Raw genomic sequence first — 2,044 nt, 5'->3', positions numbered from 1 at the left:
ACACCCCCCCCCCCCCCCCCGCGCGCCGGGGGCGTAGCCTCGTAACCGAGCCATATCCACAGTCGTACAGTCGCGGCAGGCGCCCCGCGCCACCGCACTCATGGGGAGTGAACCCGATGCCCGAGCTGAGGTCCCGCACCGTCACCCACGGCCGCAACATGGCGGGCGCACGCGCCCTTATGCGTGCGTCGGGCGTAGCGAGCGAGGACATCGGGAAGCCGATCATCGCGGTCGCCAACTCCTTCACCGAGTTCGTCCCCGGACACACGCACCTGGCCCCGGTCGGCCGCATCGTCTCCGACGCCATCCGCGCCGCGGGCGCGATCCCGCGCGAGTTCAACACGATCGCCGTCGACGACGGCATCGCCATGGGCCACGCCGGCATGCTGTACTCCCTGCCCTCCCGCGACCTCATCGCGGACAGCGTGGAGTACATGGTCGAGGCGCACTGCGCCGACGCCCTGATCTGCATCTCCAACTGCGACAAGATCACCCCCGGCATGCTGATGGCCGCCATGCGCCTCAACATCCCGGTCGTGTTCGTGTCCGGCGGCCCGATGGAGGCCGGCCAGGCGACCCTCGTCGACGGCACCGTCCGCAAGCTCGACCTGATCGACGCCATGGTCGACGCCTCCAACGAGAACATCTCGGACGCGGACATCCTGCGCATCGAGGAGAACGCCTGTCCGACCTGCGGTTCCTGTAGCGGCATGTTCACCGCCAACTCGATGAACTGCCTCGCCGAGGCCATCGGCCTGGCCCTCCCGGGCAACGGCTCGGTCCTCGCCACGCACACCGCCCGCCGCGCCCTGTACGAGAACGCCGGCCGGACGGTCGTGGAGATCACCAAGCGGTACTACGAGGAGGGGGACGAGTCCCTCCTGCCGCGCAACATCGCCACCCGCCAGGCGTTCGAGAACGCCATGGCCCTCGACATCGCCATGGGCGGCTCCACGAACACGATCCTGCACCTGCTGGCCGCCGCGCAGGAGGCGGGCCTGGACTACGACCTCACCGACATCGACGAGGTCTCGCGCCGCGTCCCGTGCCTGGCCAAGGTCGCCCCGAACGTGGCGCCGGGCGGCACGTACTACATGGAGGACGTCCACCGGGCCGGCGGCATCCCCGCCATCCTCGGCGAGCTGCACCGCGGCGGGATCCTCAACAAGGACGTCACCACCGTCCACTCCAAGGGCCTGGAGGACTGGCTCGCGACGTGGGACGCCCGCTCCGGGACGGCGTCGGACGAGGCCATGGAGCTGTGGCACGCGGCCCCCGGCTGCAAGCGCTCCGCCACCGCCTTCTCCCAGTCCGAGCGCTGGGAGACCCTCGACCTCGACGCCGAGGGCGGCTGCATCCGCTCCGTGCAGCACGCGTACTCCAAGGACGGCGGCCTCGCCGTCCTGCGCGGCAACATCGCCGCCGACGGGTGCGTCGTGAAGACCGCCGGTGTCGACGAGTCGATCTGGACCTTCGAGGGACCCGCCGTCGTCTGCGAATCGCAGGACGAGGCCGTCGACAAGATCCTGCGCAAGGAGATCCAGCCGGGCGACGTCGTCGTCATCCGCTACGAGGGCCCGCGCGGCGGCCCCGGCATGCAGGAGATGCTCTACCCGACGTCCTTCCTGAAGGGCCGCGGCCTCGGCAAGGTCTGCGCCCTGGTGACGGACGGCCGGTTCTCCGGCGGCACCTCGGGCCTGTCCATCGGCCACGCCTCCCCGGAGGCGGCCTCGGGCGGCACCATCGCCGTCGTCGAGGACGGCGACCGGATCCGGATCGACATCCCGAACCGCTCGATCGAGCTCCTGGTGGACGAGGCGACGCTGGCCGCCCGCCACGAGGCGCTGGGCGGCGTCTACGCCCCGAAGAACCGCGAGCGCAAGGTCTCGGCGGCCCTGCGGGCCTACGCGGCGATGGCCACGAGCGCCGACAAGGGCGCGGTCCGCGACGTCAGCCGCCTCTGACCCCGCCCGCCACGGTCTTCCGCGGGCGCGGCGGACACCGTCCCGCCCCCGGCGGTGAGCGGACCCCAGCGGTACCCCCC

Annotated in this window: 1 protein-coding gene; it reads left to right on the top strand. The window is 71.7% G+C overall.

The window, feature by feature from the left end:
• The first annotated feature begins 116 nt into the window (after positions 1-116).
• Positions 117-1,964 carry a dihydroxy-acid dehydratase gene (gene ilvD / locus ACFXA3_RS41620; RefSeq protein WP_385196561.1) on the top strand — a complete coding sequence of 616 codons (1,848 nt, stop codon included), beginning with the start codon at positions 117-119 and terminating at the stop codon, positions 1,962-1,964.
• The last annotated feature ends 80 nt before the right edge of the window (positions 1,965-2,044 follow it).

Origin of the sequence: Streptomyces sp. NPDC059456, assembly GCF_042750055.1 — a bacterium.
Taxonomy (GTDB): Bacteria; Actinomycetota; Actinomycetes; order Streptomycetales; family Streptomycetaceae; genus Streptomyces.
This window is presented reverse-complemented; position numbering and strand designations above follow the sequence as displayed.